The organism is uncultured Rikenella sp. (assembly GCF_910579375.1).
GTDB lineage: Bacteria > Bacteroidota > Bacteroidia > Bacteroidales > Rikenellaceae > Rikenella.
The window spans coordinates 1-12,500 of the sequence record NZ_CAJTUJ010000052.1 but is presented as its reverse complement, the minus strand read 5'-3'; the positions used below and the strand labels follow the sequence as shown (position 1 = coordinate 12,500).

Here is a 12,500-nt window from a genome sequence, read left to right as displayed (position 1 = left end):
TGGCTCTCCGCCAACCGGCAGAATATGCTCTATTAGGCGGGCGGGCGACGGATTTTTCGTGGATGGGGTCAAGTTTTTCGCGCGCCTGGGGGGAAATCTTGTCAAAACGTGCCAGCACATTTTGACGATTTCCCTCTTTTGGCGGGGCGCGCGATTTAGTTTGAGGAAACTGCGCTCGGGCCGCGCAGGCCCCACGTCCCGTGGACGGGAAATGCTTACGCATTTCAACTACCAGCCTCTACCCCACTTTGTTCACGCGCCGGGGGAAATCTTGTCAAAACGCGCCAGCACATTTTGACGATTTCCCACTTCAGCAATCGCGCGCGGTCTGATCACTGCCCCGGATAGAACTGTTCCTTTTGGCTTCGCCTTCCTCCTCGCCAGCTCGGCAATTCGCAAACTGCGTTTGCATTGCACTCGCTGGCAGCGTCGGTTGTGAACAGAAAGAACCAAAGAAACTTTAGACGGATGCTTACGCATCCTCAAGCTGCCGGTGGCCCAACCCGGTGTTCACGCGCCATGACGTGCCCCGCCGCGGCCAATCGGCTGTGTCAGCCCAAACAAGCCCCTCACGCCACAGAGTCGCCCTACTTGTGCATCCTGATTTTGTAATTCACCCCCAGCGTAATCGCCATTTGATCCGCCGGCGACCGGAACGGATTGCCCTCATACTTCGTCACCCCCTTATAGACATCCGACAACCCGATGTTATAGCGAAACTCCGCCGAGATCGAAAACCGCCGGATCGCCACCAGAAACCCCGCCCCGAACGTCACCCCGTACTCCCAGCGATTGTCCCTCGTCGGATCATACTCATACTTTCCCTTCTCGATCACCTCCCCCGTCACCTCGTTGAACTCCCTGAAGCGCGAATCGAGCGCATAGCTCACATACGGCCCCGCGCTGAGATAGAACCTCGATCCCCCCTTACCCAACGGCAGATACGGCTGCCAGAGAATCGGCACCTCGATCACACTCCAGACCCGTTCCGACACCTCCTCCGAATCGAAATAGCGATGCACCCTGTACCCCTTCTGCGACCAGTTGATATCCGCCTCGATACACCCCACATACTTCTGCGCCGGGACATCGAACTTATAGGAAATCCCCCCCACCATCAGCCCCATCTTCATTTTCGTCTGCCTCGTCGGTTCGAACCGGATCGACCCCATCGCATATCCCCCCCTCACACCGATATAGTGATCCACCTTGACCGGCGCCCAGGCCGCGCTGAGCGTCTCCGACGGCACCCCCCGCTCCTGCCCCCTCACCGTCCCGCAGCCCGCCCCCAGAGCGACGGCCACAGACCAGACCAGATATTTCAACCTATTGATTTTCATTCCCATGTATCATCAAAACCGCCCGAACAATTCATCCACCTCCACCTCCACCCCCACATCCCAATTCTCCTTCGCCAGAATATCCCGCCCCGAGACCGGATGCTCCCAGAAACGGATCCTCTCCGGCTGCCTCCGATCGACCAGACTGCCCGTATCCCACTCCCCGTTTCCATTGCGATCCTCCGTCACCCGGAGCCGATAGCGATTCGGCGGCAGATACTGCAACTTATAGACCCCTCCCCTCACCGCATGCGTCACCCTCCTCACCGTCTTACCGTCCCTCGTCTGCCACTCCAGAATATACTCCGTCCCCGGCACACTATCCCCCTCCGCAAGGCCCGACAACCGGATGATCGCCGTTCCGAACCGGCTCGTATCCGCCACCCGGAACGTCGATTTCAGCGTATCGTTCGCCTGGAACGCCACATCGAGGAAGACACTATCCGGAATCAGCAGCGCATACTCCTCGTCCGGCCTCCAGTCCGCCCGAATCGTCAGCATGCGTCGCGAAACCGTATCGAAATCGACCGTGAAAGCCTCCGGCTGTTCGACCTTCTGCACCGTCGCCTCCGTGGCCACCGTCTGCCGGTCTCGGCTCGGCAGCGCCGCCGCCCCCGCCGTGAGCCTCGTGAGCCGAATCCGGCTGCTGTCCACCCTCCGCAACGGATAGTCGAACACCATCCGGATATGGTTGTCCGGAATCAACGGATTATCCGCCAGGACATTGAACCCGAACAGATTCGGCGCCCCCGCCTCCTCTTCCCCCCGTTTCGGTTTTTCGACCTGCGTCGTATCGACATCCACCTGTTTGAAGAGCGTACTGTCCGCCAGCAGCTCCGCATCCGTCCGTTTCGGATCGCCCCTCCGCCGGCTGATCACCCTCGCCACCCTGATCCATTTTTTCTGCAACCGCTCAGCCCGTTTCGCCCGTCGCCGCTCCTCGCGCACCTTCCGGACACTGTCCGCATACGCCGTATTCGAGCGCTGCACCCTTCGCGGCGCATTCCGGTCGAAGACCCGATGCACGAACGAGAGCGTCTCGCGCCGCACCTGCGGCTGCCAGACACTGTCCTGCGTCATATACTCGATCCTGACCCTCACCGTATCCGGCAACAGCTCCGCCTCCTGTTTCGTCGGCGGTTCGATCCAGTACCAGACCGTATCGCCCTTGATCCCGTCCTCCCTCCTCAGCCACGTCGAATCGATCCCCTCCGGCACGAACGAGACGATCCGCTGCCGCTCCCTGTTGTTGAAGACGATCTGCAACTGCTGCCTGATCGGCCGTTTCTGCTCCAGAATCATCGTCCTCTGCTTCGGCTCCTCCAGGAAGAGTTCGAACACCAGCTGCGGCGGTTCGATTCGTCTCCTCGGGCCTCGCCGTCCCTCCGCCGGGTCGATCCACATATCGAAATCCGGCATCCGCGTCGGGTTGTAGACCGAATCGAGCATCGCGATATAGTCCTTTCCCGGTTCATAGCGTTGATTCCCGTTCTTGTCCAGCATCGCATAGATCCGGTAATCCCGATCCCGCAGAATATCGGCCAGAAACAGCCCCGAACTGTCCGTTCGGAAGATCGCCCTCGCCCGCGCGTTGAACATCACCGAATCGTACGCCGCCGAGTCCGCCTCCGCATCGAAGAAGAAGACCATCGCCCCGACCACCGAGTCCCTCGTCTGCGCATCGACCGCCAAACCGCTCATGATGAGCGTATCCAGCTCCGCCCCCGTCGAGAAGATAAAGGCGTAGTTTCCCAGCCGATTCCCCTCGTTGTTATCGGCGATCGAGTTTCCGAAATCGATCCGATAAGTCGTCCCGCTGTCCGGTTTCTCCTCGAAATCGACCACGATCGACCTCCCCTTTACCGTCAGCTGCGGTTGCTTTCCCGTCGGCGACGGCGGCGAGACGAGCATCTCCTTCTGCTGGTCTCGCAGAGCGACATATTCGTTGAAATTCAGCACGATGCGTTTCCCGTCGAAATTCACCGTCCGCTGCATCGGCACCGTCCCGACCACCAGCGGCGGCAACGAGTCGCGCGGCCCTCCCTGCGGCTGCGCAATCGAAGCGCACCGCACGAAGATCGTGCAACCGAGCAGCACGAACAACAGATCGCGTATCCGAAACTCTCTCATCCGCGTATAATCCTCTTTGTTTCCGTAAAATTTTCGTCCCACCACACCGGCCAACGCCGCGACGGCCAACACGTCCCCCGCCACACCGATCCCCGCCGCAACGGCATTCGGTTCCTCCGCCGCAACAGCCTCCCCGCATCCCATTCCCGTCTCGCCGCCCCCGTCCGAACAACAAATATAGGTATATTTTCCCGCCCGGCCGCTGTCCCTCGCAAACCGCCTCCCCTAAGAAGCCGGAGACGACCGCCCCGAAAACGGAACGGCGACCGCCCTGAAAGCCATGCCCTCAAGCCGGTCGCCGTCCCGGCGCAGGAAGCAGAAAGCTCCCCCGCCGCATAAATCCGACGCCTACATCCGTCCCCCGCCGAGCGCCCGGTAGAGGGTAATCATGCTCTGAATCTCCGAGAAACGGTTGGCCACCCGGCTGAGCTGCGCCGTCAGCAGCGTCTGCTGCGCCGTCAGCACCTCCAGATAGGTCGTATTGCCGTGCTTCATCAGCAACTGCGTACTTTTCGTCGCCGTCTCCAGCGACGCCACCTGTTTTTCGTAGTAGTCCGCCTTCTCCTTCGCCGTCTGATACTGTTCCACCGCCTCGTTCACCTCTACCCCCGCCTGCAAGAGTGTCTGTTCGAACGTCAGCTGCGCCACCTCCTGTTCCGCCTTGGCGATCTTGAGGTTGGCCCGATTGGCTCCCCGTGCGAAGATCGGCTGCATCAGCTGCGCCACCGCCGACGCGACGAACTTGGCCGGATTGACGATCATGCTTCCCGCACTATTCGTCCACCCCGCGCTCCCGCTAAGCGTGATACTCGGATAGAACGCCGCCCTTGCCGCGTTAGTCGTATAGAAAGCCTGCGCCAGCGACAGTTCCGCCGCCCTCACATCCGGCCGGTTGGCCAGCATCTGGATCGGCACCCCCACCGAGAAGGTCTCCGGCATCCGCTGTTCCGCGAGCCGTCCCCGCGCAATCCCCTGCGGCGTCCGCGCCAGCAGGAGATTGATCGAATTCTCCGCCTGGTTGATCTTTTCGGCCAGATCGAGCACCTGCGTGCAAATCCCGTAATAGGTCGCCTCCGTCTGGGCCAGCGCCGCCTCGGTCACCATCCCCGCCTTTTTCATCGCGCGGGTCGTTTCGACACTCTGTTTCCAGATCGCCTCCGTTTCGACCGCAATCCGGTGCTGCGCATCCAGCATCAAAAGCGTGTAGTACGCATTGGCCACCCCCGCCACCAGTCCCGTCTTCACCGCCTGCTCGTACTCCTGACTCTGTTCGAAGCCGGCCTTCGCCTTGCGTTTGGCATTGGTCAGTTTGCCGAAGATGTCGATCTCCCAGCTCGCCGCCACCGGAATGTTGTACGTCTGCACCGCCCGTTTGGTATCGACGCTGCTGACCGCCGCCTCCGGCGTGAAGGCGATCGACGGCAGGTACGACAACCTCGCCGCCCTGAGCCCCGCCTCGGCCTGTTCCACCCTCAGCGTCGCCGTCCGCATATCCGTATTCCTCACCAGCGCCGAGTCGATCAGGTCCCGCAGATACGGGTCCGTAAAGACCTCCCTCCACGACAAGTTCCCGAAATTGGTCGTATCCTTCCCCTCCGACAGCCCTGCCCCGTACAAACCCTCCGGCACCTCCTCCGTCGGCTGATATTTTTTATAGATGCCGCAGCCGCTCAGGATCAGAGTAGCCGCCGACATCGCGATGATTCTCTTCATACGTTGGAATTTACTTGGTTTTGAACGCACTCCGTCGCGTCACTACTTTTTCGACGTATCGATTCCGGCCTCCTTCAACTCTTTTTCGGTCTCCTCCATCTCTTCCTGGATCTGCCAGTCCTCGGTCGGTTCCGTCTGCAACGGTTTGATCTTCTCCTGCAACCACTGGAAGGCGATGAAGAGCGACGGCACCACGAAGAGCATCGCGAGCGTCCCGATCACCATCCCGCCGACGACACCGCTACCCAGCGACCGGTTCCCGTTGGCACCGACCCCGGTAGCCGCCATCAGCGGCAACATACCGAAGATCATGGTCAATGCCGTCATCAGAATCGGCCGCAGACGCGCCTTGGCCGCACTGACCGCCGAAGCGATGAGACTCATCCCCGCCTGCCTGCGTTCCGTGGCATACTCCGTGAGGAGGATCGCCGTCTTGGCGATCAGCCCGATCAGCATGATCAGCCCCGTCTGCAAGTAGATGTTGTTCTCCAGGCCCATGATTTTGGCGAAGAGGAACGTCCCCATCAGCCCGCACGGCACCGAGAGCAACACCGCGAACGGCACGACGAAACTTTCGTACAACGCGCACAGGATCAGGTAGACCATCAGGAAACAGATCGCGAAGATAATCCCCGTCTGTCCGCTCTGCTGGCTCTCCTCGCGCGTAATCCCGCCGAAGTCGTACCCATATCCGATCGGCAGTGCCGCCGCAGCCGTCTCCTCGACCGCCCGAATAGCATCCCCCGTACTATATCCCTCCGCCGGCATCGCACTCACCGCAATCGAGTTGTACATATTGAACCGGCTCAAGGTTTCCGCCCCGTACACGCGCGTCAGCGTCACAAACTGAGACAGCGGCGCCATTTCGCCATTAGCCAGCCGCACGAAAGTATTGTCGAGCGACTTCTCATCCATCCGGTGCTTCGGATCGGCCTGCATCATCACCCTGTACACCCGCGAGAAGCGGTTGAAGTTCGAGACATACTGTCCCCCGTAGTATCCCGCCAGCGTGCTCAGCACCGCATTCGGCGTCGTCCCCGCCCGCTTGCACTTGGCCGCGTCCACATCCACCATCCACTGCGGATAGCGCACGTCGAACGTCGAGTAAGCCATCGCGATCTCCGGCCGCTGGTTGAGCGCCCCGAGGAACTGCTGCACCGTTCCGTAGAACGTATTGATATCTCCGCCCGCCTTGTCCTGCATCTGGATATCGAGCGAGTTCCCCATCCCGTAGCCCGGGATCATCCCCGGCGACATGGCGAAGACCTGCGCATCCTTGATATCCGCCGTCCGGGCATAGATCTGTCCGATCACCGCATCGACCGCATCCTCCTTCTTTTCCCGTTCGTCCCACGGTTTGAGCTTGACGATCGCCATCCCGAACGAGCTCCCCTGTCCCGAGATCAGCCCGTACCCGGACACCACCTGCAAATTCTGCACCTGCGGAATCGTCAGCAGCCGCTGTTCGATTTGGCCCATGATTTCATTGGTCGTCTGGAGCGAGTTCCCCGGCGCCGTGCTGACATTGACCATAATCGTCCCCTGATCCTCCTGAGGCACGAGACTCGTTTTGGTCGTCTCCATCAGGTAGACCAGCGCCGCCACCGAGCAGATCAGCAGCCCCCACGTCAGCCAGCGATGTTTCACGAAGACCAGCACGATTTTCTTATACTTTTCGCTGATCGTCCCGAACGCCGCATTGAACGCCTTCCGGAACTTCGCCGCAAAGTTGTTTTTCGAACTGCCGTCCTCATTGGTGTACGGTTTGAGCAGGAGCGCGCACAGCGCCGGACTGAGCGTCAACGCATTGACCGCCGATATCCCGACCGCCACCGCCATCGTCAACCCGAACTGCGTGTAGAACGTCCCCGACGTCCCCCCCATGAACGAGACCGGGATAAAGACCGCCATAAAGACCAGCGACGAGGTGATCACCGCCCCGCTAATCCCCTTCATGGCATCGATACTTGCCATATACGACGACCGGTACCCCACATCGAACCTCGCCTGCACCGCCTCGACGACGATAATGGCGTCGTCCACCACCGTCCCGATCACCAGCACCAGCGCGAAGAGCGTAATCAGGTTGATCGAGAACCCCGCCAGCGCCATGAATGCGAACGTCCCGATCAGCGAGACGATAATCCCGATGAGCGGGATAAACGTCGACCTCAAATCCTGCAAGAAGACATAGACCACCAGCGTGACGAGGATAATCGCCTCGATCAGCGTCTTGATCACCTCGTGAATCGAAGCGAAGAGGAAGTCGTTCGAGCTCATGAGCTGCGTCATCGCCACCCCCTTCGGGAAACTCTTGGCCGCCTCCTTCAGGAACGCATCGATCTTCTGATTGACCTCCGTAGCATTCGACCCCGCCGTCTGGAAGACCATACAAGCGATCCCCGGATGTCCGTTCAGCTTCCCGTGGAACGCATAACTCTCCTGCCCCAGCTCGATATCCGCGATATCCTTGAGTTTGAGCACCTCTCCGTCCTCCGTCGACCGGACGACGATTTCGCCGAACTCTTCCGGCGTCACCAGGCGCCCGCGGTACTTCATCGTATACTGGTACGTTTCGTCCGAATTTTCACCGAACGACCCCGTCGCCGCCTCGATATTCTGTTCCGCCAGCACCTGCGCCACATCCGACGGGATGAGCTTATATTGCGCCATCACGTCCGGCTTCATCCATATCCGCATGCTGTAATCCGCCCCGAGCACCATCAGGTCCCCCACCCCCGTGATCCGGAGGATTTCCGGTTTGAGGTTGATCGTCAGGTAGTTTGCCAGGAACGTTTCGTCATACGTATCGTCCGGGCTATAGAGCGCGAACATCTGCAAGATACTCGTCTGTCGCTTCGAAGTGGTCACCCCCACCTGCGTCACCTCCGCCGGGAGCTGCCCCGTCGCCCGTGCCACCCGGTTCTGGACATTGACCGCCGCCATGTCCGGATCGACCCCCTGTTTGAAGTAGACCGTAATGGAGACCGTCCCCGCATTGGAAGCCGTCGACGTCATGTAGGTCATATCCTCCACCCCGTTGATCGCCTCCTCCAGCGGCGCCACGACACTCTTCTGCAACGTTTCGGCACTCGCCCCGAAATAGGTGGCGCTCACCTGAATCGTCGGCGGCGCGATATCCGGATACTGTTCGACCGGCAGCGTAAAGAGCCCGATGATCCCCACCACGACGATCGTAATCGAGATCACGGCCGACAAGACCGGTCGTTCGATAAATTTTCTAAGATTCATGCAATTATTCCTCCCCGTTGATATTTGAGACTCCTCTCCTCCGAATGATTATTCCTTATCCGTATGCCGCCGAATGGCCTCCGCCTTGGCCGCATCCTGAGCTTTCGACTCCTGCGCCGGCGTTTCCTGCCGCGCCTCCGGTTGTTGCGCCTGAGACTCCTGCGGTTGCTGTTGCTGCGGTTGAGCCGCCTGCTGTCCCTTCGGCACGATCGGCGTCCCCTCACGCAACAAGCCGACCCCTTCCGCCACGATCACATCGCCCGGCACCAGCCCCTCGTTCACGATAAACTCCCGTCCGCCGTCGACCCTCGTCACCTGCACCGGCGTCGCCTGCGCCTTTCCGTCCACCACCTTGTAGACGAACCGTCTGTCCTGAATTTCGAACGTCGCCGACTGCGGAATCACCACGACCCCCGTCCGCGTGACCGGCACCACCACATTCCCCGTCCCTCCGGAGTGCAGCAGCCCCTCCTTGTTCGGGAAGACCGCCCTGAGGCTCACCGCCCCCGTCGCGCGGTCGATCACCCCGCTGATCGTTTCGATCTTCCCGCCCTGCGCGTAGGTCGACTTGTCGCTCAACGTCAGCGTAATTTCCGGCATCTGCTTCAGCGCCGCATCCTTCGACCCGTACTCCCGGATCAGGTCGAGCAGCTGATTTTCCGTCATCGAGAAGTAGACGTACATGTCCGAATTATCCGACACCGTCGTCAGCGGCTGCGGCATATTGGCACTCACCAGCGTCCCCACCCGATAAGGCAGCGTTCCGACCACCCCGTCCGACGGACTCTTCACCACCGTGTACGACAGACTGTTCCGCGCATTGACCTCCTGCGCCTTGGCCTGCGCCAGCTGCGCCTTAGCCGCCAGCAGCGTATTCTTGGCCGTATTCATATCGAACTCCGACACGACATTCTCCTTGAACAGCTCCTGCCGGCTGTCGTAATTCAACTGCGCCGTGGCCAGCTGCGCCTCCGCCGCCGCCACATTCGCCGTCGCCGTCTGCAACGCCGCGCGGTACGGCACCTGGTCGATCACGAAGAGCGTCTGTCCCTTTTTGACCCGCTGCCCCTCCTTCACCGCCACCTGCGTGAGCGTCCCCCCCACCTGCGGATAAATATCGATATCCTGTCTCCCCCGAATCGACGCCGAATAGACGCTCGACAGCGTCCGGTCCGTCGGCTCTACCGTCAACACCTCATATTGCGCCACCATTTGCGCCGGCGGAGCCTGCTGACACCCGACGGCCGCCGCACAACAGAGAGCCATCAGACCCATCCGTTTCATCATCATGCTAAACTTTTCGTTCATAGCTGCGTTCCTGTTTGGATTTGTATATTAAGAGTGCAAAGATACATTTTTCGTCCGAAGAAAAACCGATTAAACGTCTTTAGTTTTGGTCTTTTTCGGAACACCCCCGTCCGGCCATTTTCCGGAAAACGCTATTTTTGTTGCCGATCAGCCCAATCGAACACTTATGAAATGGCCAAATTCGGAAATGCTTCTAGTTCAAAACACCTTTTTTGCAGGCTCCAGCCCGCTGAAACCGACCGCCTCGCGCCTTCGGAAATTAGAAGGCGGCCTTTTTCTAATCGGCCTGAGCGGTCACGCCACCATCCGGATCGACCTGAAATCCTATGAGATCCGGCCCGACACCTACCTCGTCCTGCTTCCCGGCTCGATCGTCCGGCTGGAAGAGGCGAGCTCCGACTGCACCGTCTCGCTCTTCAGCTTTACCCGCGAGATGTTCGGCCAGGCCTCCATGCGGCTGGAGCTCGGCTTCTTCACCTTCCTGAAAGAGCACCCCTGCTACACCGACCCTACCATCTACACCTCGACCATCCGCTCCCTGATGCAGAGCGCCTCCTCCGTCTACGCCGACAGCGAGAACCGTTTCCAGACCGCGATCGCCCAGCAGCTGTTGCGTTGCCTGCTGCTGGAGATCTACGACAAATCGTACCGCGTCTTCGGCGGTCGCGAGATCGTGGGCGGCAACCGCCAGGAAGAGCTCTTCAAGAAATTCATCGCCCAGGTACACGAGTACGCCGGCGTCGAGCGCGAAGTTTCGTTCTACTCCGACAAGCTCTGCATATCGGCGAAATACCTGACCGGTATCTGCCGTCAGGTCGTCGGGACGACCGCCAAGACGATCATCGACGAGTTCGCGATCCTGGAGATCAAGGCCCTGCTCCAGTCCACCGAGTTGACCATCCAGGAGATATCGGATCGCCTCCGCTTCACCGACCAGTCCTATCTGGGGCGTTACTTCAAGCGCCACGAAGGCATCTCACCCAAAGAGTACCGCAACAACCACCTTTAAGCCCCCTGTCCGTTAGGTTTTGCGCCGGTTCGCTTGAGAGCTTTCGATCCGTTAGACAGAGAACCGGCATTCAAGTTTAAAGAGAGCCCATCATTTTGGGTATTTTTTTGGGGGGGGCGTAGAGACCTGATCGGTTTTTGAGGTAGAGATATCCTTTGCGGGTAGAGGCACCGTTATCTAATGCGGCATTGGGGTAGAGGCGGGCCGGTTCGAGTGCCGAGCGTCCCCGCCCCGGGCTACCGCCATCGGGATACGGGGGCGTTATGGAACGTCGGCAACAACGGTTACAGCTGGTCGTCCACGGTCAGTTCGATTCTGGGCATGTATTTGGCCTTAGAATGCGGCATGCTCGATCCTGTTCACATCGACAGCCGCGCCTATGGTCTTCAGTTGCGTTGCCTCTCGGAATAAACGGGTGCCGTTCGGCCCCGGGCTTCCGCGCTTTCGATGAGGGGGCGTTGTGGCACGTCGGCAACCGCGGGTTCGTCTGGTCTTCCGCCCCAAGCAACATCTACGGCCTGGACTTGAGTTTCAGCCCTTCCTGGCTGTTCTCCAACGGATCGGATTATCGCGCCCACTGTTTTCCGTTACGTTGCCTCTCGGAATAAACGGAGTGTCCCGCCCCGGGCTGCCGCGAAAGCAATGCGGGGATGGTGATGAGTTTCTGTGAGCGCGGTTACAATTGGTCTTCAACTCCTCACGCACAGAACGGGGTCGGATTGAATTTCGCAATGACTTGGGTAGCTCCCTACAGTGCAGACCGCCGCACTATCGGTTTTCAGTTGCGTTGCCTCTCGGAATAAACGGGGGCCGAGCAGCCCCGCCCCGGGCTACCGCAACTACGCCTCGGGCGAACCGGGTGGCGTCGGCAACAACGGCAATAGCTGGTCGTCTGCGGTCAGTGGTATCGACGGGCGGTTCTTGTGGTTCAACTCGCAGGACCTCAGCCCCAGCCGCGCGCACAATCGCGGCCACGGTCTTCAGTTGCGTTGCCTCTCGGAAGAAAAGGGGTGGGCCCGCGGGGGCAAGGGACTGGAGCTACCCTAACAACTGGCAGCCTCTACCTTGACAGCACCTCCCGGGCGTCCGACCCTTCGAAACAATACTTCATTAACTGGCTAAAACTGTCGGGTTCGTCTTTGATCTACAACTATTCGCCGCCAGCGGTGAGCGCAACGAGCCCCGTCGAGTTGCATCCCGCCGCGTGAGGTGGCGGCGAACTGCGCGGCTCAAAGAGCCGCAGAAGCACGACCAACACATCAACCCAAAGATCCAGCCCAATTCGCAGCTCAAAACTCGCCCCAAATCTGTCAGGTTCGGGCTGCGATGTCCGACCCGGGCATTAAAGATACCCCGCGCAGGCCCGGCGGACCCTGCGGGTCGCAAAAGCACTCCCCATTCAACCTCCCCAAATCTGTCGGGTTCGGGCTGCGCGCTCCCCGGGTGGGCCGAAGGCCCAGCGCGCAGGCCCGGCGGTTCTACGAACCGCAAAAGCACGATCAACAGCTCGGCCCAACCCACCGCCCGTTTATCACCACATTCTGTCGGGTTCGTCCTCGGCGCGCCCCCCACGCGCCGCTAATGCGTCGCCCTTGCCGAGGACGGCGATTCCGTGAGGAATCGCGCTACTCGCTCTCAGTTCAAGTGGTCGAAGCCGGCGGGGCCTAAAACGACCCCAAAGGGTCGAGGAGCTCGGCCAACAAGTTCAGCCTGACACACAGCCCAAAGCCAAGCCTCATGCTCGGCCC

The 12,500-nt window shown here is 60.1% G+C and carries 9 protein-coding genes; 4 read left to right on the top strand and 5 right to left on the bottom strand.

What is annotated here, in order from left to right; genetic code table 11:
- Positions 1–587: 587 nt before the first annotated feature.
- From QZ302_RS05900 to QZ302_RS05880, 5 genes are all read right to left on the bottom strand, one after another.
- Positions 588–1,340, bottom strand: a complete 753-nt coding sequence (locus QZ302_RS05900; RefSeq protein WP_294593579.1) for a porin family protein — start codon at positions 1,338–1,340, stop codon at positions 588–590.
- Between the two features lie 12 nt (positions 1,341–1,352).
- Positions 1,353–3,614, bottom strand: a complete 2,262-nt coding sequence (locus QZ302_RS05895; RefSeq protein ID WP_294593577.1) for an Ig-like domain-containing protein — start codon at positions 3,612–3,614, stop codon at positions 1,353–1,355.
- Between the two features lie 204 nt (positions 3,615–3,818).
- A complete protein-coding gene (locus QZ302_RS05890; protein WP_294593575.1) occupies positions 3,819–5,183 on the bottom strand; it encodes a TolC family protein in 1,365 nt (454 codons plus the stop codon).
- A gap of 42 nt (positions 5,184–5,225) precedes the next feature.
- Positions 5,226–8,435, bottom strand: a complete 3,210-nt coding sequence (locus QZ302_RS05885) for an efflux RND transporter permease subunit (RefSeq protein ID WP_294593573.1) — start codon at positions 8,433–8,435, stop codon at positions 5,226–5,228.
- Between the two features lie 48 nt (positions 8,436–8,483).
- Positions 8,484–9,743: an efflux RND transporter periplasmic adaptor subunit gene (locus tag QZ302_RS05880; RefSeq protein WP_294593571.1), complete on the bottom strand. Its 1,260-nt coding sequence runs from the start codon at positions 9,741–9,743 to the stop codon at positions 8,484–8,486.
- A gap of 187 nt (positions 9,744–9,930) precedes the next feature.
- Here QZ302_RS05880 and QZ302_RS05875 point away from each other — a divergent pair, with 187 nt between their 5' ends.
- From QZ302_RS05875 to QZ302_RS05860, 4 genes are all read left to right on the top strand, one after another.
- Entirely contained in the window at positions 9,931–10,752 is an 822-nt protein-coding gene (locus QZ302_RS05875; RefSeq protein ID WP_294593569.1) for a helix-turn-helix transcriptional regulator, read from the top strand.
- A 213-nt stretch (positions 10,753–10,965) separates the two neighbouring features.
- Positions 10,966–11,163: a hypothetical protein gene (locus QZ302_RS05870; RefSeq protein ID WP_294593567.1), complete on the top strand. Its 198-nt coding sequence runs from the start codon at positions 10,966–10,968 to the stop codon at positions 11,161–11,163.
- Positions 11,148–11,360 carry a hypothetical protein gene (locus tag QZ302_RS05865; protein ID WP_294593565.1) on the top strand — a complete coding sequence of 71 codons (213 nt, stop codon included), beginning with the start codon at positions 11,148–11,150 and terminating at the stop codon, positions 11,358–11,360. Before QZ302_RS05870 ends, QZ302_RS05865 begins: the two co-directional genes overlap by 16 nt.
- A gap of 145 nt (positions 11,361–11,505) precedes the next feature.
- Positions 11,506–11,799, top strand: coding sequence for a hypothetical protein (locus QZ302_RS05860; protein WP_294593563.1), 294 nt, complete (start codon positions 11,506–11,508; stop codon positions 11,797–11,799).
- Positions 11,800–12,500: the final 701 nt, after the last annotated feature.

What these genes read in the sequence shown, in the direction of transcription:
- QZ302_RS05875 (WP_294593569.1), top strand. Translation starts at nt 9,931, where the DNA reads ATGCTTCTAGTTCAAAACACCTTTTTTGCAGGCTCCAGCCCGCTGAAA.
- QZ302_RS05895 (WP_294593577.1), bottom strand. Translation starts at nt 3,614, where the DNA reads ATGGGATGCGGGGAGGCTGTTGCGGCGGAGGAACCGAATGCCGTTGCG.
- QZ302_RS05890 (WP_294593575.1), bottom strand. Translation starts at nt 5,183, where the DNA reads ATGAAGAGAATCATCGCGATGTCGGCGGCTACTCTGATCCTGAGCGGC.
- QZ302_RS05885 (WP_294593573.1), bottom strand. Translation starts at nt 8,435, where the DNA reads ATGAATCTTAGAAAATTTATCGAACGACCGGTCTTGTCGGCCGTGATC.
- QZ302_RS05900 (WP_294593579.1), bottom strand. Translation starts at nt 1,340, where the DNA reads ATGAAAATCAATAGGTTGAAATATCTGGTCTGGTCTGTGGCCGTCGCT.
- QZ302_RS05880 (WP_294593571.1), bottom strand. Translation starts at nt 9,743, where the DNA reads ATGAACGAAAAGTTTAGCATGATGATGAAACGGATGGGTCTGATGGCT.